We start from the raw sequence: 25,675 nt of genomic DNA, 5'->3' as shown, positions 1-25,675 counted from the left end.
GGGTCGGACCCCCAGGTTGCATGAGCAACCCGGGGGTTCTTCGTTTATAGAGGTGCCCCCATGCTGACGCCCGAGCGGATCCAGGCCCTGTGTGACTCCTCCCGTCCCAAGCTGGAGGCGATGCGTGCGGCGTTGCGCGCGCACGGTTCGGCGCTGGTGGCGTTCTCGGGAGGGGTGGACTCCACGTTCGTCCTGAAGATCGCGGTGGAGGAGCTGGGGGAGCGGGCGTTGGCGCTGACGGCGCTGTCGGCGTCGGTGGCGCCGGAGGAGGAGCGGGAGGCTCGGGAGCTGGCGGCGCGGATGGGGGCGCGGCACGTGGTGGTGTCGAGCGACGAGCTGGCCAACCCGAGCTACGCGGCCAACCCGACGAACCGCTGCTACTTCTGCAAGACGGAGCTGTACGACCTCTGCGAGGCGAAGCGGAAGGAGCTGGGGCTGGAGGTGGTGCTGGACGGCTTCAACGCGGACGACTTCAAGGATCACCGGCCGGGGCACCAGGCGGCGAAGGAGCACGCGGTGCAGTCGCCGCTGGCGAAGGCGGGGCTGACGAAGGAGGAGATCCGGGCGTGGAGCCACGCGCTGGGGCTGCCCACGTGGGACAAGCCGCAGATGGCGTGCCTGGCGTCGCGGATCCCCTACGGGACGTCGGTGACGAGGGAGCGCCTGTTCCAGATCGCGGGGGCGGAGTCGGAGCTGCGCAAGAGGGGCTTCCGTCAGTTCCGGGTGAGGTACCACCAGGAGATCGCGCGCATCGAGCTGTCGGCGGACGAGTACGAGCGCTTCCTGTCGGCGGAGGTGAGGCGCGAGGTGGACGCGGCGCTGAAGGCGCTGGGGTTCAAGTTCGTGGCCCTGGATCTCGAGCCATTCCGTTCGGGACGGATGAACGACGCGGCGGGAATCCAGCGCCCGGCGGCGGACAGCCACCCGCTTCCCGTGGTGAGCTGATCAACCCTCCCTCTCCCCCCCGGGAGAGGGTCGGGGTGAGGGTCTGTCGCCCCCGGGTTCTTCCCATGCGCCACCTCCCGCTATCGCTCCTGTTCGCGATACTCCCCACGCTGGCCCTGGCGGAGACCTGGATCATTCCACGCCGGCCGCTCCGGACACCGGCGCTGCAGGCCGGACCGGTGCTGACGCACACGGAGGGCTTCCAGGGCACGGAACTGAATCGGGGACTCAGCGGCCTGCTGGAGCTCGGGGGCAGCATCCCGGTGGGATACGAGGAGGACGAGCTCTTCCTGCTGGGGCGAGTGGGAGGAGGAGCGCCGGGCTTCAGCCTGTCGGCGCACGGGGGCTGGAGGAGCGTCTTCGAGATCACGGACGTGTGGCGCAGCTACACGGAGGTGGGCGCCGGGGTGCACGTCCGACCGGGCTTCTGGGCGGGTCCGCGGTTGAGCCTGGGGGCCCGGCGCACCCTGACGGAGCGCATTTCCCTCTACGGAGGGCTGGGCGCGCAGCTGGGATTTGGATCCGGACTCCGATTGGACGTAGAGCTGTGCACCGGCGTGCGCTGGGGCCTGTGATCCGTTTCTGATCCACGGGTGATCCAACGGGTCTGATGATTTTCTTGCGATCCGATGCGTCTGTGAGACGTTGTGCGCACCTGTAGGAGACAACGCACATGGACATGAATCCTCGTCTCACCTCGGTGGTGTTCCGTCTCAACCGCGAGAAGCTGGATGCGCTCAAGGAGCTGTCGCGGTCGACGAGGATCCGCCAGAGCGAGTACCTCCGGGAGGCGATCTCGGATCTGCTGACGAAGTACGAGGAGCGGCTGGTCGACTAGGCGGCCTGGGCGTCCGCTTCGGCCGGGAGGCGGAAGGGGGGCGCCGAGGGGAGACCCGGGGCGAGGGCCCGCTCCTCGGGCGGGAAGGGCTCCTTGTCGGACGGGTAGTGCACCTCCCAGAGCAGGAGCCCCTGGGCGGGGGCCTTGAGGCCGGGGATGGTGGTGCCCGAGTCGAGCGCGGCGCGGAAGCGCTCCTCGGAGAGGGCGCCCGAGGCGGTGAGCAGCGTGGAGCCCACCAGGTAGCGGACCTGGTAGCGGCCGAAGCCATCTCCCCGAAGCCGGAACTCGAAGAGACCGCCCCCCAGCTCGTGCAGGGTGGCCGACTCCAGCGTGCGCGGCTTGCGCTGACTGGAGTGCTCGTGGAAGGCGTAGAAGTCGCGGCGGCCCACCATGGCGCCGAGCAACTCCGAGATCCGCTCCGGCTTCAGCACCGCGCCCTCCAACCGGGGCTCGCGCGAGGGCTCCATCACGAAGGGCCGCCACGCCTCGGACGGGGTGCCGCCGAGCTGGACGCGGTAGCGGTACTCCTTGCCGACGGCGCTCCATTGGGAGTGGAAACCATCGGGAGCACGCCTGGCCACGCACAGCCCGAGATCCGGCGGGAGCTGTGGGGGGAGCCGCTCGGCGAGCATCTCCGGGGTGTAGCAGGGAGGAAGCCGGACACTCACCACCTGCATGCGCGCGTGGACGCCGCGGTCGGTGCGGCCGGCGGGCATGATGGGGTAGGGGACCCCGGCCCTGCGCATGGAGTCCTCGAGGGCCTCCTGCACGGTAAGGCCGCCTGGCTGGCGCTGGAAACCGATGAAGCGGGTGCCGCGGTACCAGATCCACAGGGTGGCGGGGGTTCTTTTCACGGAGGGTGGGGGGTTGAGGGGCGTTGTAGTGGCCCGTGTGGCCTGGGATACTTCCCGGCCCATGTCGGCCGCACAAGATCTCCATGACCTCGAGAGGGCGCAGCTCGATTCCCAGTGGCTTTACCGTCAGGGGGACCTCGTCCTCGGACCCCTGACCGGGCACCAGGTGGTGGAGAAGCTGTACACCGGGGAGCTGACCGGTGAGACGGACGTGTCCGCCTCGGGCCCGAGCGGCTTCCGCAAGCTCAAGGACCTGGACGCCTTCAAGCTCCACGTCTCCAAGGCGGCGGTGAAGCTGCGGGTGGAGGCCGAGGCCCGGGCCGCGCGGGCCCGGCGCAACCGCGCGCGACTCATCACCGGCGGCGTGGCGGCGGTGGTGCTCGGAGGGCTGGGGCTGGGCGCGTGGCAGATCGCGCGCTATTCGGTCGTGTACCTGCCGAGCGTGGATCGCGGGGAGCTCGCCATCCAGGTGGACCCGCCCGTCATCACCGTGGCGAAGCGCTCCGTGCCCGAGGAACTGTTCGACTACCCGGGCGGACCGAAGCCGGAGAAGCTCCCCAGCAAGCCCACCGAGACGCCGCCGGACAAGACCGGGAAGACGGAGAAGGTGGCCTCGGCCTCGCTGTCGCAGAAGCCGGATCGCCGTCCCTCGGGAGGGCGTCCGACGGGCAGGGTGACCACGGACGCGGACGGCCTGTCGACGGAGGTCAACTACGATCAGGCGGCCATCAACCGGGTGGTGAAGAAGTCCCAGAGCACGCTCTACCACTGCTTCAAGGAAGAGGCCGAGCGCCGTCCAGGGTTCGCCGCCAAGGTGCCGCTCGAGTTCACCATCGGCAACGATGGCCGGGTGGCGCAGCTCTGGGTGGACCACCCGCAGCTCAAGAAGGGCCCGCTCTTCGACTGCCTGCTGAGCGAGATGAAGAAGTGGCCCTTCAAGCCCTACACGGGGGAGCGCGCCACGGTGAACCTCGCGTTCACCATCGGTAGGAAATAGGCGGAGGATGTTGGGGGGCAGCGGGCCGCTTTTTTGCCCCCTCGGTTTTCCTGCCCGATACAGGGGGCATGGTGACCGCTGCAGAAGTCGACATCGAGAAGAAGGCCGCGTCCGTGCCCCCGGGCACCTTCCGCCACACCGTCCTGGTGGCGGCCAAGCGCTTCAAGTCCACCTGGGCCGAGCTGGGCAAGCTGCTCGTCCAGGTGCGGGACGAGAACCTCTGGGAGCCCTGGGGCTACGCCTCCTTCGAGGCCTACTGCCTCAAGGAGCTCCACATCAAGAAGCAGACGGCCCTGAAGCTGACGCGCTCGTTCAGCTTCCTGGCCAAGCACGAGCCCGCCGAGGATGTGGCCCAGCCGGACTTCCCCCAGAAGGCCCCGGCCTTCGAGGTCATCGAGGTCCTGGCGGACGCCGAGGAGCGTGGCCAGCTCTCGCCGCAGGAGTATCGTTCACTGCGTGACAGTATCTGGGACCCCGAGAAGCCGCCGAACGAGCTCAAGAAGGAGATCGTGGAGCGCTTCCCCCGGCCGCCGCCGGAGCCCCCTCCGGAGAGCTTCCAGGTGCGCAAGCTGGCCCAGATGGCCCGTAAGCTGGCCGCCGAGGTGTCCGGGTGCCGCCGGGTTCCCCATGCCATCGCCGAGCGGGCGGGCGCCCTCGCCCAGGATCTGGAGGAGCTCGCTTCGGGCGTGAATGACGCCTGAACGAGTGTTACTCAACGCTGACCCCGTCCGACGGTGCACAGCCCGTTGGACGACACATTCGGGATGGGCTTCCTGTGGATTCAACCGGGGCCTATATTTTGGCGGAAGGCTGTTCGAGACGTGGGCAGCCAAACGACTTGGGTGTGGTGGTGTCGGCTGATAGGCTCCGGGGAACCGGGGTCGGTGAACTCGGAGGCGGCAGTGAAGAAGGAGCACCACGTCAACCTGTCCTGCTCGTTCTGCGGCAAGTCGCAGCGCGAGGTCCGCAAACTCATCGCGGGCCCCACGGTCTACATCTGCGATGAGTGCATCAAGCTCTGCAACGACATCATCGCGGACGAGAACGAGCGAGAGGAAGGCAAGCCGCAGGTGAGCTTGCCGACGCCGATGGAGATCAAGGCGTTCCTCGATGACTATGTGATCGGCCAGGACCAGGCGAAGAAGGTCCTGTCGGTCGCGGTCTACAACCATTACAAGCGCATCTACCAGAAGAAGCCGACGACACGGCCGCGCCCGGGGATGAAGCCCTCGGGCTCGGAGGACGTGGAGCTGAGCAAGAGCAACATCCTGCTCGTGGGCCCCACGGGAAGTGGCAAGACGCTGCTGGCGCAGTCGCTGGCGCGCTTCCTCAACGTCCCCTTCACCATCGCGGACGCCACCAGCCTCACCGAGGCCGGCTACGTGGGTGAGGACGTGGAGAACATCATCCAGAACCTGCTCCACAACGCCGACTACGACGTGGAGAAGGCGGCGCGGGGCATCGTCTACATCGACGAGATCGACAAGATCGCGCGCAAGGGTGACACGCCGAGCGCCACGCGAGACGTGGGCGGCGAGGGCGTGCAGCAGGCGCTCCTGAAGATCATCGAGGGCACGCGGGCCAACGTCACGCCGAGGGGCGGGAAGAAGTACAACCAGCAGGAGTACGTGCAGGTTGATACGACGAACATCCTGTTCATCTGCGGCGGCGCGTTCCACGGCATCGACGGGGTGATCAAGCGCCGTGTGGGCGAGAAGGGCCTGGGGTTCGGGGCGAAGATCACCCACCGGGAAGACCGGAGCGTGGGCGAGCTGCTGGCCATGGTGGAGCCGGAGGATCTGATGAAGTTCGGGATGATTCCCGAGTTCATCGGGCGTCTGCCGGTGGTGGCGACGCTGAACGATCTGAAGGAAGAGGATCTGATCACGATCCTCACGCAGCCGAAGAACGCGCTGATCAAGCAGTACCAGAAGCTCTTCGAGATGGAGAAGGTGAAGCTGACCTTCACGAAGGAAGCGCTGAAGGCGATCGCGCGGGAGGCGATGCGTCGCAACTCGGGAGCGCGCGGACTGCGTGCGATCCTGGAGGACGCGATGCTGGACATCATGTACGACGTCCCGTACCGGGATGGGGTGAAGGAGTGCAAGATCACCGAGACGGTGGTGACCAAGCACGAGCCGCCCCAGTTGGTGATGGAGAAGGAAAAGAAGTCGGCGTAGAGGCCCACTTCATCTTCCACAGGGGAAACCCCCGTTGCCCGCCGAGGCACGGGGGTTTTTCATTTCAGGGGGTAATCTCCCGGTCCGTGGTACGCACCTCTCCCTCTCCCCTCGGGAGAGGGTCGGGGTGAGGGTACGTGCATCGCGCGTCACACGGTGAACTGAGTCAACTCGGGTTGCTCGATCTGTGTCGGCGGCTCCGGGCGAACACCACGGATGCGGAGTCCCTGCTGTGGAGGCTGCTGAGGGCCCGTCAACTCATGGGCGTGAAGTTCCGGCGCCAGCATCAGTTCGGCCCCTACATCCTCGACTTCTACGCACACGAGGCGAAGCTGGCCCTCGAACTGGACGGGGACGGCCATGCGCGGCCCGAGCAACAGGCCCGAGATGCGGCGCGCACGGAGTTCCTGGAGGCGCACGGCCTCACGGTGTTGCGGTTTTCCAATCGGGAGGTGCTGCAGGAGACCGAGGCCGTGCTCACACGGATCTGGAACCAGATGAGCACGTCCCCTCACCCCGTCCCTCTCCCGGCGGGAGAGGGGAAGTAAAGGTCAGCTGCTCACGCGGACCGTGGTGTTCATCTCCCGGCCGGTGGCCGGATCCCTGGCGCGCATGGTGAGGATGCCTTCCACGTTCACGTCGAAGGTGATCTCCACCTGCACCGAGCCCGCTCGGGCCGGGCGGATCCCCGAGAACGTGAACTCGCCCAGCAGATCGTTCTTCACCACCTGCTCGTGGTCGCCCTGGTAGATGCGCATGGCCAGCTCGGTCTGGTTGTCCATGCTCGTGGTCGCCACCAGCTGCCGGGCGTTGGGGATTGGCGCGTTGCGCGGGAACACCGTGTGGAACGCCCCGCCCGCGCGCTCCAGGCCGATGGCCATCGGGATCACGTCCAGCAGCTGCAGCCGCAGGCTCGAGTTGTCCTCCAGGGACTTCGCGTACAGCGCCGCGCCCACCGCCACCGCCTCGTCCGGGTGCACGCCCTTGCTCGGCGTCTTGCCGAAGAACTTCGTCAACCGGTCCTGGACGATTGGCATGCGCGTCTGCCCGCCCACCAGCAGCACCTCGTCGATGTCCTTGGTGCTCAGCCCCGAGTCCACCAGCACCCGCGCCACCATCTGCAGCGTCCGGTCCACCAGGTGGTTGGTGAGCTGCTGCAGCATCTTGCGCGTGAACTTCATCTCGATGTTCAGCGGCTGGCCCTGCGCCGTCATCGTGATGAAGGGGATGTTGAACTGCACGTCGTCGCGCGCCGACAGATCGATCTTCGTGCGCTCGGCGAGGTCCTTGATGCGCTGCATGGCCACCGGATCCGTGGCCAGGTCGATGCCCGTCTTGGCGGCGAAGTCCTTGAGGACGTGGTGGATGATGGCGTTGTCGAAGTCGATACCGCCCAGGAAGACGTCACCGCCGGTGGCCTTCACCTCGAAGACGCGGTCGCGGATCGCGATGATGGACACGTCGAAGGTGCCGCCGCCCAGGTCGTAGACGAGCACCTTCTTGTTGACGCCCTTGCCCGCTCCATAGGCGAGCGCCGCCGCGGTGGGCTCGTTGATGATGCGCACCACCTCGAGGTCGATGAGCTTGCCAGCCTCCTTGACCGTCTGGCGCTGCCGGTCGTTGAAGTACGCCGGCACCGTCACCACCGCGCGCTTGATGGGCGTCTTCAGGTAGTTGGCGGCGACGTCGCGGATCTTGTTGAGGATCTTGGCGCTGATCTCCTGGAGGGTGAACTCCTTCTTGCCCACATCCAGGACGACGTCGTTCTTCTTGCCGGGGCGCACCGAGTACGCCACGACCTTCTTCATCGCCTCGACGATGTCGCTCTGGAAGGGCCGCCCCACCAGCCGCTTGGCGCCGTAGATGGTGTTCTTCGGGTTGAGCTGCCACTGGCGCTTGGCCTCGTAGCCGATCAGCTCGTTGCCCTTGTCGTCGATCGCGAAGATGGAGGGGATGGTGTACTCGCCGCCCTTGTAGGGGATGAGCTTCACGTTCCCACCGTCCTCGACGATCGCGGCGCACGAGTTGGTCGTGCCGAGGTCGATGCCGATGATGGGATCCTTGTGCATCTTGCGTGGACTCCGAGCGAAGTGGGGCTCGAGGCGACCGGGGCCTACCTCGACCAGGGTCCCGGGAGGTTAGTTCAAGTTCACTGGGGTCGCGAGCGCGAGTAGGTGTCCAGCACGATCAGCGGCTGGCGCAGGTCCGCCCCGGGGGCGTCCAGCCAGCGGATCGCCGAGGGTGGGAAGGCACGGCTCCCGGCCGTGTAGGAGCCAGTGGGCCTGGACGCATGGCGAGGGCCCGCACTCCGGGTGTATCCTGCCTCCACGACCGCGTCGAACCCGGCTGGCAGCAGGGGGAGCGGCACCCTCGTGTGTGCGGAGAGCACTGCCAACGACACAACGGAAACGAGGGCCCTGGACATCCCGCTCCCCGAGGGGAAAGTTCCGGGGGGCCGCGTGTTGCGTGTGCATGGCGGCGGCTGGCCGGCGTGGTTAGTGGGTTCCTGAACTACAGCACAGAGGAGTCATCCCGTGGAAGCCAAGCGATACCTGCAGGAAGTGGGCGCCCAGGTGTCCGACGACTTCGTCAAGAATCGCTCCATCCTCTCCTTCGAGGAGTACCTCACGCTCTTCATGGGGGATCCACGGGGGCAGTCGCGCAACGCCGCCCAGTACCTGCGCGACGTGATGGACCACTTCGGGACGGAGACGGTGCCTCACCCCACCGGGAAGCTGCGTCGCTTCAAGGTCTTCGACGTGCCCGCCACCGACCGGGATGGCCGGGTCGGGGTCGCGGGCCAGGAGGAGGTGCAGAACGCCATCTACCGGCTGCTCGGCAACTTCACGCGCGCCGGCCGCATCAACAAGCTCATCATGCTGCACGGTCCCAACGGCAGCGCGAAGTCGACCCTGGTCAACGCGCTCAAGGCCGGCATGGAGGACTACTCGCGCCAGCCCCAGGGGGCCCTCTACCGCATCAGCTGGATCTTCCCCTCGGAGAAGCTCGTCAAGGGCTCCATCGGCTTCGGTGGCGAGCGCGCGGCGACGGCGGCGGCGACGGCGGCGGCGGGCGGAGAGCTGTCCTCCTACGCGCACCTGGACGCCGAGTCCATCGACGTGCGCATCCCCTGCGAGCTGCGGGATCACCCGCTCTTCGTGATTCCTCCCGCCGAGCGCCAGCGTCTGCTCGAGGGGGCGCTGAAGAAGAAGGGCCTGGGCAACGGGGACGGGCAGGGGGACGGTGACTTCGTCCTCTCCGACTACGTGCTGCACGGAGAGATGTGCCACAAGTGCCGCAGCATCTACACGGCGCTCCTGGCCAACTACAAGGGCGACTACCTCCAGGTGCTGCGCCACGTGCGCGTGGAGCGCTTCTACATCTCGCGCCGCTACCAGGTGGGCTCGGTGACGGTGGAGCCGCAGATGAGCGTGGACGCCATGTACCAGCAGGTGACGGCGGACCGGGCGCAGCTCCTCAACATGCCGCCCTCGCTCCAGAACGTGGCCCTCTTCGAGCCCCATGGCCCGCTGGTGCACGCCAACCGCGGTATCATCGAGTACTCGGATCTGCTCAAGCGCCCGCTGGAGGCCTTCAAGTACCTGCTGGGCTTCAGCGAGACGTCACAGGTGCCCCTCGAGCACTTCGTGCTGCAGCTCGACGAGGTGCTCATCGCCTCGTCCAACGAGAAGCACCTGGGCGCCTTCAAGGAGCTGCCGGACTTCGCCTCCTTCAAGGGCCGCATCGAGCTGGTGCGCGTGCCCTACCTGCGCCGCTACAAGGTGGAGCAGGAGATCTACGACGCGCAGATCACCCCCACCACCGTGGGCAAGCACGTGGCCCCGCACGCCACCGAGGTGGCCGCGATGTGGGCCGTGCTCACGCGCCTCAAGAAGCCCATCCCCGACCGCTACCCGCCCGAGGTGAAGGAGCTCGTGGATCAGGTGACGCCGGTGGAGAAGATGCACCTGTACGAGGAGGGCGTGGTGCCGGATCGGCTCAGCCTCTCCCACGGCAAGGAGCTGCGGAAGCTGCGCACGGACATGTACGAGGAGTCCGACGCCTACCCCAACTACGAGGGCCGCAGCGGCGCCAGCGCCCGGGAGATCAAGACGGCGCTCTTCAACGCCGCGCAGAACCCCGACTACAAGTGCCTCAACGCCCTGGCGGTGCTCGAGGAGCTCGAGGCCATCTGCAAGGACAAGAGCGTCTACGAGTTCCTCCTGCAGGAGGTGGTGGACGGCTACCACGATCACGAGGAGTTCGTGCGCGCGGTGGAGGCCGAGTACCTCGACCGGGTGGACGAGGAGGTGCGTGAGTCCATGGGGCTCGTCTCCGAGGGCCAGTACCGCGAGCTGGTGGAGCGCTACGTCTACAACGTGAGCCACTGGGTGAAGGGCGAGAAGATCCGCAACCGGATCACCGGCGCCATGGAGCGCCCGGACGAGCAGCGCATGGCGGAGATGGAGGCCATCGTCATGCCGCGGGGCGAGGATCCGGGTGAGTTCCGCCGCGGGCTCATCTCGCAGATCGGCGCGCACAAGCTGGACAATCCGGACGCGGAGATGGACTACCCGCGCATCTTCCCGGACATGTTCCGCCGCCTGCGCGACCACTACTTCGAGGAGCGCAAGCGGGTGCTGCGCCGCAACAAGGAGAACGTCCTCAAGTACCTCTCCGAGGAGCGCGCCACGCTGTCCTCGCGCGAGCAGAGCCAGGTGGAGAGCACCTTGAAGACGATGCACGAGCGCTACGGCTACTGCGAGCACTGCGCCAAGGACGCCATCCTCTTCCTCATGAAGAAGCGCTACGGCTGAGCCCGCGAGGGCGGACGAGCGAGCGAGGGCCCTCCAGGTGTGGTGCTTTCCGAAAATGCATCGCAAGTGGAAGATGGGAACTCAATAGAAGTTGAGGGTTTCCGTTCCCCTTCCTCTTCCTCGCTTCGGAGCGTCGATGATCCGTTTCTCCCTGGGCCTGCCCGCTCTCTTCGCCATGCTGTCCTGTGCCGCCGCGCCGAACTCGCAGGTCGTCCCGGAGAGTCCGGGCACCGGCGGAGCCGGCAGTGCGCCGGTGGTGATGCAGCAGGTGGGCGCCCCTACGCCGCGGCTCTCGCGCAAGGAACAGGTGCAGCGGATCCTCCCGCACAACGTCCGGCTCGCCGTCATCGAGGGTGGCAAGGCGAAGCGCACCGCCTCGGGCGTGGTCATCGGTAACGAGAAGACCGCCGGGGGGCTCGTCAGCTACGTGCTCACCAACGCGCACGCGGTGGAGATGGCCGAGCTGAAGGACCCGAGCCTCGTCGTCATCGTGGATGATCGCGCCGACTCCACGGAGTACGGGGCGCAGGTGGTGGCCACGGGCTCGGTCCCGGACATGGACCTGGCGCTCTTGAAGGTGCCCGGCCTGCCGCTCGCGCCCGCGCAGCTCGCCGCGGACTCGGAGCTGGAGCTGGGCGATGACGTGGTGGTGGCCGCCTCGCCCTTCGGCCGGGCCCTGTCGCTCTCCGGCGGCATGCTGTCCCAGGTGGAGTGGGACAAGGAGAGCAAGAAGCCGCGCATGGTGAAGACGGACGCGCCCATCGGTTACGGCGCCTCCGGTGGCGGCATCTTCAGCCTCGAGACGGGCAAGCTGCTCGCCATCGTCGAGGGCTATCGCACCGCCAAGGTGGGCTTCGCCGTGGCCGAGCAGAACTACAGCTTCGACGTGCCCATGCCCGGAGAGACCTTCGCCGCGCCCAGCGGCAAGGTGCGCCAGTTCCTCCAGCAGAAGGGGTTCGCCCGGCTGCTCGGCGGCACCGCCGGAGCGGGCCCGGCCACGGACGGCTCTCAGACGGCCAGCCGCTAGCCGCGCGCTCCCCGGGCGCCTCCGGCTGGAAACTCGACAGCGGTCCCTCTCACGGTACATCCCGGGGAGGGGAGGTACGTATGAGCAACCGGAGCTCCTGGGATCAGTACTTCATGGACATCGCGCGTCAGGTGGCCAGCCGCGCCACGTGCGACAGGAAGCACGTGGGCGCGCTCCTGGTGCGCGACAGGACCATCCTCTCCACCGGCTACAACGGCTCCATCCGCGGCCTGCCCCACTGCAGCGACGTGGGCCACATGATGGAGAACGGACACTGCGTGGCCACCGTCCACGCCGAGGCCAACGCCATCATCCAGGCGGCCAAGAACGGCGTGCGGATCGACAGCGAGCGCGACAAGCCCACCACGCTCTACACCACCGCCAGCCCCTGCTGGCCGTGCTTCAAGCTGATCGCGAACGCGGGCGTGCGCCGCATCGTCTACGGCGAGTTCTATCGTGATCCGCGCATCTTCGAGTTCGCGGCGCGGTTGGACATCGAGCTGGTGGGACCGGGTCCGGAAGAGCAGCCGGCCGAGCGCTGAGCCCCATTTCGATCACATGCTTCCGTGAAGCACTGTTGGCGGGTTCACGAAACGCGCGTGGACTCGTTCTCCAGTACAAGTGAAGCGTCATCTCGGGAACACCTGATGCGCCCGATGGAAGACGCTTCGCTGTGGGAATTCCTCGCAGCCAGCAAGAATTACCGCCCCAGGGTTGACGGTACCTACAGGGCTCCCTAAATCCTCGCAGCGACAGGGCGGCGGGAATGAAGGGCGCCGGTCAAACCTCTAGGAGCATTTGTGATCAACTCCACGGCTGCGAGCAGCAGTGCGCCCCCACTGCGTGAAGGGGCGGATCCGGTAGTGGACGCCGCGCGTTATGGCGCGGTTCCCACGCTGATGGACAGCCTGCTTCACGACGTGCGCAACCCCTTGAACGCGCTCTCCATCCACCTGGAGGTGCTGACGGAGAAGCTGAAGGGCGAGACGGGGCAGGTGCCGCCCTCGCAGGAGAAGAACCTCAAGGCCATGCGCGATCAGATCCAGCGCGTGGACGGCATCATGCGGCGCTTCGCCGAGTTCATCGTGAGCCGCCCGGGCACGCCCGGCGAGGCGGAGCTGTCCGAGACCGTGACGCGCGCCATGGAGGTGCTGGCGCACGAGGGCCGCAAGCGGCGCCTGCAGGTGCGTCAGACGATTGCCCCCGGAGTGCGGGCCCGTCTGTCGGACACCGGCGAGCTGGGCTTCCTGGTGGTGCAGTCCCTGATGAGGGCCTACGGCCGCTCGGAGCAGGGCGCCGAGGTGACCGTGGCGGTGCGGGCCGAGGGCTCGCGAGCGGTGCTCGAGGTGGTGGATGCCACCTCCTCTCCGGCGGAGACCGTCCCGGAAGCGGCGGCGGCGCTGGAGTTGCGGTGTGGGCAGCTCGGCGTGGAGTTGCTGATGCGTGCCGGCACGTGCCGGTTGTCCTTTCCGCTCGTCTGAGTGGGCGAGCGGCTTTCGGAACCCTTTCCCTACCCGAAGTGTCTGAAGTCTGGAGGTTCTCACGTGGGCAGCGCGCGAATTCTGACCGTGGACGACGAGCGCGATACTTGCGAAGCGCTGGCGGAGATGTTGACCGCCTGGGGCCACAAGGTGGAGACCGCGTTCGATGCGCACGACGCCCTGCGCAAGGCCGGCGAGTTCCGGCCGGACGTGGTCCTGTCCGACCTGGCCATGCCGGAGACGGATGGTCTGGGTCTCCTGCGGGCACTGCGTGACGAGTTGCCGGATTGTCCGGTGGTGTTCCTCACGGGCCATGGGACCATCGATGGCGCGGTGGAGGCGATCCGCGAGGGCGCCTATGACTTCATCGTCAAGCCGCTCGACACCGCGCGGTTGAAGGTCTGCATCGACCGGGCGCTGGAGAAGAAGGAGACCATGCGCGAGGTGCAGGGGCTGCGCCGGCGCCTCAAGCAGCTCGGCTCCTCGGACTTCATCGGCCAGTCCTCGGCCATGCGCAAGGTGTTCGAGCTCATCGAGAAGGTGGCCCCCTCCAAGGCGAGCGTGGCCATCACCGGTGAGTCCGGTACGGGCAAGGAGGTGGTGGCGCGCGCCATCCACAACCTGTCGCAGCGCCGCGACAAGCCCTTCATCGCCATCAACTGCGCCTCCATCCCGGCCACGCTGATCGAGTCGGAGATCTTCGGCCACGAGAAGGGCGCCTTCACCGGCGCGGATCAGCGCCGGCCCGGCGTCTTCGAGCTCGCCCACGGCGGCACGCTCTTCCTGGACGAGCTGGGTGAGATTCCCATCGAGCTCCAGGCCAAGCTCCTGCGCGTGCTGGAGGAGAGCAAGCTGCGGCGTCTGGGCGGCAAGGTGGAGCTCGAGGTGGACGTGCGCGTGCTGTGCGCCACCAACCGCGATCTGCGCAAGGAGATCGAGGCCAAGCGCTTCCGCGAGGATCTCTACTTCCGCCTCAACGTCTTCCAGGTGCACCTGCCGCCCCTGCGCGAGCGGCGCGAGGACGTGCCCATCCTGGTGCAGTACTTCGTGGAGAAGTTCCGCGGGGACTCGGCCAAGCGCGTGACGGGCGTGCACCCGGACGCGATGGAGATCCTCAAGAACCACGAGTGGCCGGGCAACATCCGCGAGCTGCGCAACGCCGTGGAGCGCGCCGTGATCCTCTGCGATGGCGAGCTCATCATGCGCGAGCACCTGCCCCCCGACATGGCGGGCAAGAGCCCCGAGCGCCACACCTTCCGCCTGCCCTACGGGCTGTCGCTCGACGCGGTGGAGCGCGAGTACATCCTCGGCAGCCTCCAGCGGAACGGGAACAACAAGGCCCGGACGGCGGAGATCCTCGGCGTGAGCGAGAAGACGCTCTACAACAAGCTCAACCGCTACGCGGCCGAGGCCCGGGGGCAGGCTCCCGGCTCCAAGGGCTCCGAGGGGAACGCTTTATCCAGCCACGCGGGCCCCTCGCTGGGCAACACCCCGGAAATCCGCTGAATCCTCGTCCCACCACGACTCCTGCCTACTCCTGAAGAGTCCCTACCGGAGCCGACCTTCCGAGTTGGCTCCGGTGTGCATTCCCGGTTCACATCTACATACCGGGAGAGCGGATGCTCGTGCGCATGTCGCTCATGAGAGCGAGGCGTGACGCACTGCGCAAACGGGAGGTCGAAGACCCCGTCTTCGCTTGACTCACAGGGTCACTGCGGGCGATCCTGCGGGTCACACACACCCACGGGGCACCCGGTGTTACAAATCCCTACCCAGGGACACTTCCGGTGTGCCCTCTCCGAGGTTGTCCGAAAAAACGGAGACCGGCCACGCCGGGGGGCGTCAAGGAAGGTCACGTTTTCATGAGCGACGCGCGAGTTCTTCACTTCTTCGGCGGCAAGGGCGGGGTGGGCAAGACCACGCTCGCGGCGGCGTACGCGCTGCGGCTCGCGGATGAAGCGCCCAAGGAGAAGGTGCTGCTCGTCTCGTTGGATCCAGTGCGCTCGTTGTCGGATCTCCTGAAGAAGAAGCTGACGGGAAAGCCGACGAAGGTGGAGGAGGAGGGGGAGGCCGCCAAGGAGCCCAAGCCGGAGACGAAGGCCAAGGGCAAGGCGGTGAAGGGCAAGGCGGACGGGGGCGTGTGGGCGATGGAGGTGGAGCCCGCCGCGCTGGCCAAGAGTTTCCTGGCGAAGTACGTGCCCGCGCTGCAGAAGGTGGCGATGAAGGGCACGCATCTGTCGGACGAGGAGCTGGGCAAGCTGTACGGCCAGGCCACGCCGGGGCTGGAGGAGCTGTTGGGGCTCCTGCACGTGTTGGAGCTGCTGGAGAGCGGTGAGTTCGATCGGGTGGTGGTGGACACGGCGCCCACCAGCCACACGCTGCGCCTCTTCGACATGCCGGTGGGGCTGCGCAAGTTCCTGGGCCTGGTGAAGGCGGGGGCGGATCGAGCCGCGGGCGGCAAGGGCAAGAAGGCCCCGGTCGCGGCGGAGGAGCTGGCGTTCCTCGAGGAGTTCGCGGCCCGGGCGGAGAAGCTGCTGGCGGCGCTGAAGGATCCGGCGCGCTTGGCCTTCCACCTGGTGGCGCTGGCGGAGCCGGTGCCCGAGGCCCAGACGCGCATGTACTTCGCGCAGCTGCGCGAGCGCGGCATTCCGGTGGTCGAGGTGGTGGTGAACCAGGTGGAGGACAAGGAAGGCTGTACGGCCTGCCTGGGTCGCCGCGGGCTTCAGGCGCCACACGTGCGCAAGTACCAGGCGATGGACAAGAACGTGCCGGTGCACCTGGTGGGCCGGCGCGAGGTGGCGCCCCGGGGCCTGGAGCTGCTCAAGCCGTTCGCGAAGGAGTGGGCGAGCGGCAAGGAGACGAAGTCGCTGGAGTTCGCCGCGTCCGAGGGCCCGCCGGCCCTGGTGCGCGCCCCGTCCATGCCGCCCATCGCGGCGCCGCCGCTGCCTCCCACGCGGCTCATCTTCTTCGTGGGCCAGGGTGGAGTGGGGAAGAGCTCGTGCGCGGCCGCCGCGGCGGTGACGCTGACGGAGAAGGAGGGGCCGGTGCTCCTCATCTCCACGGATCCGGCGCACTCGCTGTCGGACGTGCTGCAGAGCCGGCTGACGGACGTGGAGACGCAGGTGAAGGGCACCAAGGGCCTGTACGCGCGCGAGCTCGACATGGCCGGCTGGTTCAACAACCTGCGCAAGCGCTGGAAGGAGAAGGCGGAGAAGGCCTTCGAGGGCGCGCCGAAGACGGGCAACGACGTGCCGTTGGATCTGCTGCTGTTCCGCAACCTGCTGGACGCGGCGCCTCCGGGCATCGACGAGCTGGCCGCCATGTCGTGTCTGACGGACGCACTGGTGCAGGAGCGCTTCAAGCGGATCGTGGTGGACTCGGCGCCCATGGTGAGCTCCATGCGCGTGGTGGAGCTGGCGGACACGGCGAAGGCCTGGTTCACGGCGCTGCACGGCGTGCTGTCCAAGCACAAGGCGAAGGGCCTGGGCGAGCTGGCCGACGACATGGCCGCCTTCCTCAAGCACGTGAAGCGCTTCGAGGACGCGCTGGCCTCGCCGAACGAGTCGCGCTTCGTGGTGGTGACGCGGGGTGAGGAGCTGGCGACGGCGCGCTCGGAGCGGCTGGTGGAGTACCTGAAGGAGCGCAAGCTCCAGGTGGAGCGCGTGCTGGTGAACCGGGTGGGTCCGAAGGCGGACTGCCCCAAGTGCGAGAACCGCCGGAAGAACGAGCTCAACGCGGCGAAGGCGATCGAGAAGAAGATCGGTCTGCCCGTGACGGTGGCACCCGCCCTGGGTCGTCACCCAGCGGGTCTGCGCGAGCTGAAGGCCTTCCGCACGGCCTGGTACGCGCTGAGCGCCACCGCGAAGACGAAGGCGGCCTGACCTCCCTCTCCCCCTGGGAGAGGGCCGGGGTGAGGGTATATGCCCCGCCCGGGTTCACCCCCCGTGTCTCCCTTCACCGGGGATTGACCCGGGGCAGGGTCGGGAGCACCCGGGGCAACTGCTGCCGGAGAATGCGCTGCGCCAGCTCGCGAGGTGTGTGGCGCTGCTCCCGGCCAGGCAGCACCGCCGCGCCATGCTCCAGGCGCAGGGCGAGCGCCGGCCCGGCGAGGAGCAGGCAGATCGCGGGGACGATGCACAGCCCCACGGGAACGAGCGACGCGAAGGTCATCCCGAGCACACGGCGGACCGGCGAGGTGGCGAATCCGGGCGAGTGCGCCAGTGTGCTCAATCCGCCCGCGAACAGGGCACCGCCGAGCAGTCCCAGGAGCGCGGCCAGCAGCCAGCTCGCGCCGCCGATCGCCGTTCCGAGCACGGGCTCGACGAGGCCCGGCGATCGGGCCGCCAGCAGGAAGGCGAAGAAGAAGGGGGTCACCGCCACGATCGCGACCAGCCCCCACTGCCGATTCTCGAGTCGCACCATCCCCCGCAACCTCCTGGAGAGGAGGGTGGACAGGGGGGGCTCGGTCGCCAAGTGCCTCGGGGGGAATCCGTCCTACGCCTCGCACTCGGAGGGTGAGTCGAGGAACGTTCCCAGCTCCTCGAATTGCAGCACCCCCTTGGGTGTCATCTTCCCAGCAAGGGGCTTCCTTCCCGGGAAGGTCAGGGTGATGGCGCGCCCCTTGAGGGTGTACGTCCCGGACACCTCCTCGGTGCGGCCCGGGTTGGCGTCGTCGTCGATGATCCTCCGCCACAGGACGACGCGCTGCCCGTCGGAGAAGGTGAGCTTCCGGGTGGAGCCGTAGACGCCCTCGCCGGGGGAGTACCAGGTCACCCGGCGGAGGAGCTCCGGCACATCGCGCTGCTTCGCGGGGGAGCGGCCCAGGAGGCGCTGCCAGCCCACCGTGTCACGGATGGGCTCCAGGTCCGCGTCCTCCTTGGCCCGGGCGAGCCGGCGGGGATCCAACCGGATGGAGGTGTTCAACCGCTCGAGGATCGTCTCCCGGTGAGCGGAGTACTGGCAGATCTCCCCCCTCTTGCGCAGCACGCCCAGGGTGGCGGCCACGTTGTAGTGGGCCAGGGCGTGCTTGGGGTCGGCCCTGGCGGCGGCCTCGAATTTCTCCAGTGCTTCGGGGTACTTACCCTCCTGATAGAGGCGGAACCCCTCGGTGTTGAGGGCACGGGCCGACTGGGCGGACGAGGGGAGGGCGAGGACGAGGGCGAGCAGGAGCAACAGGCGGTGCATGGAACTCCGACGGGCGAGAGAAGTGGGGATTCTACGCACCGCGTAACGGGTTGCGCGTTGTAAAGGCCTGGGGGCAGGTGATAGGGGTCCGGCGCCATGGCGAACGGCATCAACTATCCACTCGATTTCGAGCGACCGCTCATCGAGCTGGAGAAGAAGATCGACGAGCTCAAGGCCCTCTCGGCGAGCGGCTCGGTGGATTTCACCTCGGAGATCTCCAAGCTGGAGAAGAAGGCCAAGAAGCTGCAGACGGAGATCTTCAGCGATCTCTCGCGCTGGCAGGTGGTGCAGCTGTCGCGCCACAGCTCCCGGCCGTACTTCCTGGACTATGTCCAGCACCTCTTCACGGACTTCTTCGAGATGGCGGGGGACCGCCTCTTCGGGGAGGACCCGTCCATCGTGGGCGGCTTCGCGCGCTTCGAGGGACAGGTGGTGATGTTGATTGGTCACCAGAAGGGGAGGAACACCAAGGAGAACATGGCGCGCAACTTCGGCATGCCGCGCCCCGAGGGCTACCGCAAGGCGCTGCGGCTGATGGAGCTGGCCGAGCGCTTCGAGAAGCCCATCCTCACCTTCGTGGACACGCCGGGCGCCTACCCGGGCATCGGCGCCGAGGAGCGCGGCCAGGCGGAGGCCATCGCGTACAACCTGGAGGTGATGAGCCGGCTGAAGGTGCCCATCGTCTCCACGGTGATCGGCGAGGGCGGCTCCGGCGGCGCGCTGGCCATCGGCGTGGGCAACCGGGTGCTGATGATGGAGAACAGCATCTACTCGGTCATCTCGCCCGAGGCCTGCTCGTCCATCCTCTACCGCGACGCCTCCAAGGCGGAGAAGGCGGCGGACGCGCTGAAGCTGACGGCCAGGGATCTCAAGGAGATGAGCGTCATCGACGAGATCATCCCCGAGCCGGCTGGCGGCGCGCACCGCGACTACGCCAAGGCCGCGGAGAACCTGGCCAAGGCGGTCCGCAAGCACCTGTCCGAGCTGTCCGAGCTGACGGGCAACGAGCTGGTCCAGGACCGGTACCAGAAATTCCGCGCGCTCGGCGTGTTCTCCGGGCGCTAGCCGTCAACCAGGAAGCCAGATCCGCATGAGACCGCTCGTTCCGCCCTACATCGAGACGCTCAAGCCCTACGTTCCGGGCAAACCCATCGAGGAGACGGAGCGGGAGTACGGTCTCACGGGGGTCATCAAGCTGGCTTCCAACGAGAACCCGCTGGGGCCCTCGCCCAAGGCCATCGAGGCCATGCGCGAGGCGGCGCAGAAGGTTCATCTGTACCCGGACGCGAGCAGCTTCACGCTCGTGGGCCGGCTGGCCGAGCACCTCGGGGTGAAGCCCGAGGAGGTGGTGCTGGGCAGCGGCTCGAACGAGCTCATCGAGCTGCTCATCCGCACCTTCACCACGCCCGAGGACGAAGTGCTGCTGTGCAAGGGCTCGTTCCCGGCGTACCGGATCTCCGTGCAGGCCCATGGCCGGCCCTTCGCCGAGGTGCCCATGCGCGAGGGGCACCGGTACGATCTGGAGGCGATGGCGAAGGCGATCAACCCGCGCACGCGGATGATCTTCATCGCCAACCCGGACAACCCGACGGGGACGGCGTTCGGCCGCCAGGAGTGGGAGGCCTTCCTGGCGAAGGTTCCGGAGCACGTGCTGGTGGTCCACGACGAGGCCTACTTCGAGTTCGTGGACTGGCCGGAGTACTTCAGCGCGGTGGAGTACTTCCGCGCGCACCCCAACGTGGTGGCGCTGCGCACATTCAGCAAGATCTACGGCCTGGCGGGCATCCGGCTGGGGTACGGGGTGATGGACGCGCGGCTGGTGGCGTACCTGCAGCGCACGCGGATGCCGTTCAACCTGACGATCCCCGCGCAGATGGGCGGGCTGGCGGCGCTGGGTGACGTGGAGCACGTGCGGCGCACGCGCGAGCTCAACGGTGAGGGGCTGCGCTTCTTCGAGGCGGAGCTGCCGAAGCTGGGGGCGCGTCTGACGAAGAGCCACGCGAACTTCGTGCTGGCGGACCTCGGGCAGCCGGCGGTGGAGTTGTACGAGAAGCTGCTGCGCAAGGGCGTCATCGTGCGGCCGGTGGCGGGCAACGGTTACCCCACGTCGCTGCGCATCTCGGTGGGCACGCGCGAGGAGAACGCGCGCTGCGTGACGGCGTTGAGGGAGGTTCTCGCTTCATGAGTCAGCGTCCCTTCATCGTGGCCATCGACGGCCCGGCGGGTGCGGGCAAGTCCACCGTGTCGAAGGTGCTGGCACGGCGGCTGGGCTTCGCGCTGGTGGACACCGGAGCCATCTACCGCTGCGTGGCGCTGAAGGCGCGGCGGGAGGGCATCGCGTTCGACGACGACGTGAAGCTGGGCGAGCTGCTGGCCCGGGTACACGTGTCCTTCCAGGTGGTGGGTGAGGACAACCACGTGTTCCTGGATGGCGAGGACGTGTCGGGGGAGATCCGGACACCGGAGAACTCGATGGCGGCCTCGCAGGTGTCGAGCCGGCCGGTGGTGCGCGCGGGCCTGCTGTCGCTGCAGCGGCGGCTGGCGCTGGAGACGCCCAAGGGCGCCATCCTGGAGGGCCGCGACATCGGGACGGTGGTGTTCCCGGACGCGGACGCGAAGTTCTTCCTGGAGGCCAACCCGGACATCCGGGCCCGGCGCCGGTACGAGGAGCTCTTCCAGAAGGGCGTGGAGCGCTCGCTGGAAGAGGTCCTGGCGGATCAGATCAAGCGGGACGAGGACGATGCATCGCGAGCCGTGGCTCCGCTGAAGCCGGCGGAGGACGCGATGCGGATCGATTCGAGCTCCTTGCCGCTGTCCGAGGTGGTGCACCGGCTGGAGCAGGACATCCTGGCGAGGATGTCCAAGCGGTAACTCGCTCTCCCGGCTACTTGCGCCGGGAGAACCACCCCACCAGCTCTTCCAGGGCGCGGCGGTCCACGTCGTCGAAGGTCGCCTTGTGCTCGGAGTCGATGTCGAGCACGGCGATCAGCTCCCGGTTGGGACCGAACACCGGGACGACGATCTCCGAGACCGAGCGGCCGTCACAGGTGATGTGGCCCGGGAACGCGTGCACGTCCTCGACGACGACGGTCTCCCCCTTGGCGGCGGAGGTGCCGCAGACGCCCTTGCCGAAGCGGATCTCCAGGCACCCGAGGGTCCCCTGATAGGGACCAACTCGCAGCAGCTTGCCGGGCTCCACGACGCGGTAGAAGCCGGTCCACAGGTGCCCGAAGGCGTGGTGGAGCAGGCAGCTCATCGTGGCCATGCCGGCCACGTCGTCGTTGATGCCCTCCAGGACGGCATCGACGTGCTTCTTGAGCTCGGCGTAGGCCTCGGCCTTGGGCCTACCGCGCAGATCCAGGGTGACTTCAGCCATGGTGTGATCCTCGAGTCAGGGGCCGGAGCGAGGTCGCGCCGACATCAGGCGCATCTTTAACCTGAACCCGATTCAGCCGCGACACTCGAGGGGGTGAACTTCGCGAGTCGCCTCCGAGTGAACCCTGGAGCTACTCGAAGATGGGGACGGAGTCGTCCTTCTCCCTTTCCTTGCCCGGCCTGGCGGGGCGCGAGGTCCTGGAGGAGGGCTCGACGGGTGCCGACTTCACGGGCTCCAGCGTCACGCTCACTTCCTGCGGCGCATCCGACGGCACGCCACTGAAGTCCAGCTTGCGCTTCACGTCTTCGTGATTGGCCAGGCGGAAGGTGAGCTCGTGCAGCTCGTTGCGGCGCAACGGGCGATCCTGGGGAGTCGTGCCGAGCTGCACGTCACCATCGAACACGGTGGCTCCGGAAGGCGTCGAGCGGAGCCGCACCAGGATCATGCTGTCCGCGACGGGGGCGGCGGGCTTCTGCACGGGGGCCGAGCTGCTCGCCTCCACGTTGGGAGAAGGGGCCCTGGCCGGAGCAGAAGGGCGCAGCACGACGAACGCGCCTCCCGCGGCGAAGAGTGCCAGCGGGATAGCCACGAGCGCGATCTTCTTGCCCTGGAATTGGCTCTGCGTCGCTTCCAGGAGCTCCTCGGCGCGCGGGGGGACCGCGGGGGCCGAGGGACGCGGAGTCGCCTGGCGCACGGCCGCGCCACCTCCCCGCGCGGGGCTCGGGTTGGATGGCTGGGCACTCCGGGAGCCCGACCGGGCCGCCGGAAGAGCCGAAGTCCGGGAGTTACCGGCACTCGGAGACGAGCGGCCCGGCTTCGACACGCTGCGTTGGCTCGGCTTGCTGCCGCCCCCCGCCTCGGGCGCCGAGTTGGTGGGGAGCGCATCGAGCTCCTCGGACGACAGGTCCGCCACCGCGTCCAGCATGGCGTCGATGAACTCCTGGGCGTTCTGGAAGCGGTCCTCCTGCTCGCGGGCGAGTGCCTTCTCGAAGAACTCCTCCAGGGTCTGGGGCACGGGCGCGCCCTGGCGCTTGGAGGCCACCGTGGGCACGGGCTGCGTCAGCGCGGCGGTGAGCGCCTTGCGCACCGTGTTGGCCCCGTACGGCGAGGTGCCGGTGAGGCAGTAATAGAAGACGCCGCCCATCGAGTAGAGGTCGGAGCGGTGGTCGACGCCCTCTCCGCCGGCCTGCTCGGGCGGCATGTACTGCGGCGTGCCGAGCACCTGACCGGTGGAGGTGAGTTGCTGCTCATCGTCCTGCTCGAGCGCCTTCACCAGCCCGAAGTCCAGCACCTTGACGAAGTCCCGCCCGTCGAGCTGCTGCACCATGATGTTGTGCGGCTTGATGTCGCGGTGGACGGCGCCCTGCTCGTGGGCGTGGGCGAGGCCGCGGCAGGCCTGCTCGATGATGTCCACCGCGCGGCGCAGGGACATGGGCCCGTCGCGCTTGACCTGCTCGCGGAGGCTCTCGCCCTCCAGGAGCTCCATGACGTAGTAGCAGGTGCCGTCCTGGGCGCGACCGAAGTCGTAGATGGTGATGACGTTGGGGTGGCGCAGGCGGCTGGCGATCTCCGCCTCGCGCCGGAAGCGCTCGAAGAACTGGGGTGCTGCCGCCAGCGAGGGGTTGAGCGTCTTGACCGCCACCGGCCGCTGCACGGACGTCTGGGTCGCGCGGAAGACCATGCCCATGCCGCCCTGGCCGAGCACGTCTTCGATCTTGTAGCGGCCGTCGAGCACCTGGCCGATGAGCGCCATCTGGGGGGCGCTGCAGGGATGATCGGGGCCTTCGGCGCTACCGCAGTGCGGGCAGGGGGGAGCCATCGGGGCCCGAGTATACAAACCCAGGAGGTGGGAGGCAGGGGTCCTGACAGGGGGTTGGCCCGGGCTCGGGGGCCGGGGAGGAAGCGGGCGGGCATCTCCGTCGTTCCCGGAAGGCCGCCGGACTGTTACATCCCCGGTCCCGATATGAGCCTCGTCATCGCCCAGGACATCTGCCTCTCCTACGGGAAGAAGGTTCTCTTCGACAACGAAAGCTTCACCATCGGACCGAAGGATCGCATCGGTCTGGTGGGAGCCAACGGTACGGGGAAGAGCTCGTTGATGAAGATCCTGGCCGGGGTACAGCACCCGGACTCGGGGACGCTCACCTACCGCCGCAAGTCACGTATCGGTTACCTGCCCCAGGAACTGGCGGGCCTGCCCGAGGGCTCGGTGGTGGACGCGGTGATGAGCACCGTGCCCGGCCGGGACTCACTGGAGACGCGCCTGCGGGAGACCGAGGAGGCGCTCGGCAACGCGTCCTCCGAGGAGGAGCAGCTCGAGCTGGCGCAGACGCTCGCGGACCTGCACACGGAGCTGGATCACTTCGAGGATCACTACGGACGCCACCACGCCGAGCGCATCCTCAAGGGCCTGGGCTTCCGGGAGGCGGACCTGGCCAAGCCCACCGGGGCACTGAGCGGCGGCTGGCGCATGCGCGCGGCGTTGGCGGGCCTGCTGCTCCAGGATCCGGACCTGCTGCTGATGGACGAGCCCACCAACCACCTGGACGTGCCGACGCTGGCGTGGTTCGACGGCTTCCTCAAGCGCTCGAACAAGTCGCTGGTGCTCATCTCCCACGACCGTGACTTCCTCAACCGGCAGGTGGGCCGCATCCTCTCGCTGGAGATGGAGGGGCTGCGCTCGTACGTGGGCAACTACGACACGTACAAGCGGCAGCGCGCCGAGGAGATGGAGCAGCTCAAGGCCCAGGCCGAGCGCGTCGAGGCGCGCAAGGCGGAGCTGCAGGCCTTCATCGATCGCTTCGGTGCGAAGGCCACCAAGGCCCGGCAGGCGCAGAGCCGCGCGAAGATGCTGGAGAAGATGGAGGACGTGCAGGTGATCGAGGAGCGCGCCACCATGCACTTCCGTTTCCCGGAGGTGGAGCGCTCGGGGCGCGACGTGGTGACGCTGGAGGGCATCCAGAAGCGCTACGGGGACGCGGTGGTGTACTCGGGGCTGGACGCGCGGGTGGAGCGAGGCCAGCGCATCGCCGTGGTGGGCGCCAACGGCGCGGGCAAGACGACGCTGCTGAAGATCATCGCGAGCGAGCTGGTGCCGGATGGGGGCACGGTGAAGCTCGGGCACAACGTGGTGATGGGGTATTACGCGCAGCACCACGCGGACAAGCTGAACAAGCAGAACACCATCATCGAGGAGGTGCGCCCGCTCGCGGCGGACAAGCCGGAGAGCTTCATCCGCGGGGTGCTCGGATCGTTCATGTTCTCGGGGGACGACGTGGACAAGCCCGTGGGCGTGCTCAGCGGTGGAGAGCGGGCGCGCGTGGCGCTGGCGAAGCTGCTGCTGGTGCCCTCGAACCTGCTGCTGATGGACGAGCCGACGAACCACCTGGACCTGGACTCGACGGAGATGCTCATCGAGGCCCTGCAGGGCTACGGCGGCACGCTGGTGTTCGTGTCGCACAACCGGAGCTTCGTGAACGGGCTGGCGACACACGTCTGGGACGTGGTGGGCGGCAAGGTGGAGACGCACCCGGGCAACCTGGACGACTACCTGTACCACCAGGAGCAGCAGCGACTGGCGGCGGAGGCCGCGGGGTTGGGCGAGAAGCTGTCGGAGAAGACGCCGACGGCGGGGATGACGGAGAAGGAGCGCAAGCGGATGGAGGCCGAGGCGCGGCAGAGGCGCAGCGCCGTGGAGGGCCCCATCAAGAAGGAGATCGCGAAGCTGGAGGAGGCGATCTCCAAGCTGGAGGCTGCGCAGAAGGAGCGCGAGGCGCAGCTGGCGGATCCGGTGCTCTACAACGACTTCGCGAAGGCCAAGCCGCTGATGGACACGCACCGAGAGGGCAAGGAGCAACTGGAGCAGCTCTACGCCCAATGGGAGGCGGCACAGGAGAAACTCGCCGAGGCCTCCGCGTCGCTCTGAGTCCGCCCCCTCTCCCTCTGGGAGAGGGCTGGGGTGAGGGTATTCACTTCC

At 67.8% G+C, this 25,675-nt stretch carries 23 protein-coding genes; 17 read left to right on the top strand and 6 right to left on the bottom strand.

From position 1 onward, the window contains the following. Nucleotides 1-60: 60 nt before the first annotated feature. The 3 genes from larE to JQX13_RS43970 all read left to right on the top strand — a co-directional run bounded on the left by larE (nt 61) and on the right by JQX13_RS43970 (nt 1,783). Nucleotides 61-945: an ATP-dependent sacrificial sulfur transferase LarE gene (larE, locus tag JQX13_RS43980; RefSeq protein WP_203405380.1), complete on the top strand. Its 885-nt coding sequence runs from the start codon at nt 61-63 to the stop codon at nt 943-945. A gap of 65 nt (nt 946-1,010) precedes the next feature. Further along, on the top strand, nt 1,011-1,520 hold the full coding sequence (locus JQX13_RS43975) for a hypothetical protein (RefSeq protein ID WP_239014219.1): 510 nt from the start codon (nt 1,011-1,013) through the stop codon (nt 1,518-1,520). A 98-nt stretch (nt 1,521-1,618) separates the two neighbouring features. Beyond that, entirely contained in the window at nt 1,619-1,783 is a 165-nt protein-coding gene (locus tag JQX13_RS43970; RefSeq protein ID WP_095981058.1) for a ribbon-helix-helix domain-containing protein, read from the top strand. On the opposite strand, the gene JQX13_RS43965 is transcribed toward JQX13_RS43970, so the two are convergent. Further along, nucleotides 1,780-2,637, bottom strand: coding sequence for a tRNA pseudouridine synthase A (locus JQX13_RS43965; RefSeq protein WP_239014217.1), 858 nt, complete (start codon nt 2,635-2,637; stop codon nt 1,780-1,782). The two genes, JQX13_RS43970 and JQX13_RS43965, sit on opposite strands and share 4 nt — an antisense overlap. Before the next feature lie 61 nt (nt 2,638-2,698). Between JQX13_RS43965 and JQX13_RS43960 the strand changes: the two genes are divergently transcribed. From JQX13_RS43960 to JQX13_RS43945, 4 genes are all read left to right on the top strand, one after another. Continuing rightward, nucleotides 2,699-3,634, top strand: a complete 936-nt coding sequence (locus tag JQX13_RS43960) for an AgmX/PglI C-terminal domain-containing protein (protein WP_239014216.1) — start codon at nt 2,699-2,701, stop codon at nt 3,632-3,634. 68 nt (nt 3,635-3,702) lie between these two features. Beyond that, nucleotides 3,703-4,335 carry a hypothetical protein gene (locus JQX13_RS43955; protein WP_203405377.1) on the top strand — a complete coding sequence of 211 codons (633 nt, stop codon included), beginning with the start codon at nt 3,703-3,705 and terminating at the stop codon, nt 4,333-4,335. A 201-nt stretch (nt 4,336-4,536) separates the two neighbouring features. Continuing rightward, entirely contained in the window at nt 4,537-5,814 is a 1,278-nt protein-coding gene (gene clpX, locus JQX13_RS43950) for an ATP-dependent Clp protease ATP-binding subunit ClpX (RefSeq protein ID WP_203405376.1), read from the top strand. A 137-nt stretch (nt 5,815-5,951) separates the two neighbouring features. Further along, entirely contained in the window at nt 5,952-6,362 is a 411-nt protein-coding gene (locus tag JQX13_RS43945; protein WP_203405375.1) for an endonuclease domain-containing protein, read from the top strand. A gap of 3 nt (nt 6,363-6,365) precedes the next feature. On the opposite strand, the gene JQX13_RS43940 is transcribed toward JQX13_RS43945, so the two are convergent. Continuing rightward, complete coding sequence (locus JQX13_RS43940; RefSeq protein WP_203405374.1) at nt 6,366-7,883, bottom strand: Hsp70 family protein; 1,518 nt, start codon at nt 7,881-7,883, stop codon at nt 6,366-6,368. Nucleotides 7,884-8,348: 465 nt separating this feature from the next. Here JQX13_RS43940 and JQX13_RS43935 point away from each other — a divergent pair, with 465 nt between their 5' ends. The 6 genes from JQX13_RS43935 (at nt 8,349) to JQX13_RS43910 (ending at nt 17,020) form a co-directional block, all read left to right on the top strand. Then, nucleotides 8,349-10,631 (top strand): PrkA family serine protein kinase, encoded by a 2,283-nt coding sequence (locus tag JQX13_RS43935; RefSeq protein ID WP_203405373.1) that lies wholly within the window; start codon nt 8,349-8,351, stop codon nt 10,629-10,631. Between the two features lie 136 nt (nt 10,632-10,767). Next, the gene (locus JQX13_RS43930) at nt 10,768-11,658 is read left to right on the top strand and encodes a S1 family peptidase (protein WP_203405372.1); all 891 of its coding nucleotides are present in this window, start codon (nt 10,768-10,770) and stop codon (nt 11,656-11,658) included. Between the two features lie 80 nt (nt 11,659-11,738). Next, a complete protein-coding gene (locus tag JQX13_RS43925; protein WP_203405371.1) occupies nt 11,739-12,200 on the top strand; it encodes a deoxycytidylate deaminase in 462 nt (153 codons plus the stop codon). A 258-nt stretch (nt 12,201-12,458) separates the two neighbouring features. Next, nucleotides 12,459-13,139 carry a HAMP domain-containing histidine kinase gene (locus JQX13_RS43920; protein ID WP_203405370.1) on the top strand — a complete coding sequence of 227 codons (681 nt, stop codon included), beginning with the start codon at nt 12,459-12,461 and terminating at the stop codon, nt 13,137-13,139. 63 nt (nt 13,140-13,202) lie between these two features. Beyond that, entirely contained in the window at nt 13,203-14,645 is a 1,443-nt protein-coding gene (nla6, locus tag JQX13_RS43915; protein ID WP_203405369.1) for an enhancer binding protein Nla6, read from the top strand. 356 nt (nt 14,646-15,001) lie between these two features. Then, complete coding sequence (locus JQX13_RS43910; RefSeq protein WP_203405368.1) at nt 15,002-17,020, top strand: ArsA family ATPase; 2,019 nt, start codon at nt 15,002-15,004, stop codon at nt 17,018-17,020. A 73-nt stretch (nt 17,021-17,093) separates the two neighbouring features. On the opposite strand, the gene JQX13_RS43905 is transcribed toward JQX13_RS43910, so the two are convergent. Together JQX13_RS43905 and JQX13_RS43900 are read right to left on the bottom strand one after the other, a co-directional pair. Next, the gene (locus JQX13_RS43905) at nt 17,094-17,561 is read right to left on the bottom strand and encodes a hypothetical protein (protein ID WP_203405367.1); all 468 of its coding nucleotides are present in this window, start codon (nt 17,559-17,561) and stop codon (nt 17,094-17,096) included. Nucleotides 17,562-17,633: 72 nt separating this feature from the next. Then, on the bottom strand, nt 17,634-18,323 hold the full coding sequence (locus tag JQX13_RS43900) for a tetratricopeptide repeat protein (protein ID WP_203405366.1): 690 nt from the start codon (nt 18,321-18,323) through the stop codon (nt 17,634-17,636). A 96-nt stretch (nt 18,324-18,419) separates the two neighbouring features. On the opposite strand from JQX13_RS43900, the gene JQX13_RS43895 reads away from it, so the two are divergent. The 3 genes from JQX13_RS43895 to cmk are packed head-to-tail and all read left to right on the top strand — an operon-like array spanning nt 18,420 to nt 21,194. Beyond that, nucleotides 18,420-19,388, top strand: coding sequence for an acetyl-CoA carboxylase carboxyltransferase subunit alpha (locus tag JQX13_RS43895; RefSeq protein ID WP_203405365.1), 969 nt, complete (start codon nt 18,420-18,422; stop codon nt 19,386-19,388). Nucleotides 19,389-19,413: 25 nt separating this feature from the next. Beyond that, the gene (hisC, locus tag JQX13_RS43890; RefSeq protein WP_203405364.1) at nt 19,414-20,508 is read left to right on the top strand and encodes a histidinol-phosphate transaminase; all 1,095 of its coding nucleotides are present in this window, start codon (nt 19,414-19,416) and stop codon (nt 20,506-20,508) included. After that, nucleotides 20,505-21,194, top strand: a complete 690-nt coding sequence (cmk, locus tag JQX13_RS43885) for a (d)CMP kinase (protein ID WP_203405363.1) — start codon at nt 20,505-20,507, stop codon at nt 21,192-21,194. The genes hisC and cmk overlap by 4 nt, the downstream gene beginning before the upstream one ends. Before the next feature lie 13 nt (nt 21,195-21,207). Here cmk and JQX13_RS43880 read toward each other — a convergent pair whose 3' ends face one another. Both JQX13_RS43880 and JQX13_RS43875 read right to left on the bottom strand, forming a co-directional pair. Then, nucleotides 21,208-21,699: a GAF domain-containing protein gene (locus JQX13_RS43880; RefSeq protein ID WP_203405362.1), complete on the bottom strand. Its 492-nt coding sequence runs from the start codon at nt 21,697-21,699 to the stop codon at nt 21,208-21,210. Between the two features lie 130 nt (nt 21,700-21,829). Next, nucleotides 21,830-23,452, bottom strand: a complete 1,623-nt coding sequence (locus tag JQX13_RS43875) for a serine/threonine protein kinase (RefSeq protein WP_239014215.1) — start codon at nt 23,450-23,452, stop codon at nt 21,830-21,832. 210 nt (nt 23,453-23,662) lie between these two features. On the opposite strand from JQX13_RS43875, the gene abc-f reads away from it, so the two are divergent. Next, nucleotides 23,663-25,624 (top strand): ribosomal protection-like ABC-F family protein, encoded by a 1,962-nt coding sequence (gene abc-f, locus JQX13_RS43870; RefSeq protein WP_203405360.1) that lies wholly within the window; start codon nt 23,663-23,665, stop codon nt 25,622-25,624. Nucleotides 25,625-25,675 lie beyond the last annotated feature (51 nt).

It is taken from the genome of Archangium violaceum (assembly GCF_016859125.1).
GTDB classification, from domain to species: Bacteria; Myxococcota; Myxococcia; order Myxococcales; family Myxococcaceae; genus Archangium; species Archangium violaceum_A.
The sequence above is the reverse complement of the archived record's forward strand: the minus strand, read 5'-3'. Positions and strand labels throughout refer to the sequence as shown.